The sequence below is a fragment of the Xanthomonas sp. D-109 genome, from assembly GCF_017746095.1.
GTDB lineage: Bacteria > Pseudomonadota > Gammaproteobacteria > Xanthomonadales > Xanthomonadaceae > Xanthomonas_A > Xanthomonas_A sacchari.
Window position 1 is genome coordinate 12460 of sequence record NZ_JAGHWV010000034.1, and the last position, 207, is coordinate 12666.

The window sequence follows — 207 nt, forward strand, 5'->3', positions numbered from 1 at the left end:
ACCTCCTCGCCACCCTCTACCGCACCGGCACCCTGCGCACGCTGGACCATGCCTTCGCCAACAGCCTGGCCCGCCTCGACCCGGACACCCCCGACCCGGTCCTGGCCGGCGCCGCCCTGGCCTCGCTGGCGGTGGCCAGCGGCCACGCCGGCCTCGACCCGGCACGCGCCAGCCTCCTGCTCGACACCCGCGACGGCACCGCCCCCG

At 78.3% G+C, this 207-nt stretch carries 1 pseudogene; it reads left to right on the forward strand.

The features are described 5' to 3' along the window. Positions 1-207, forward strand: a pseudogene (locus tag J7357_RS20835) (exodeoxyribonuclease V subunit alpha); the annotation flags it as partial.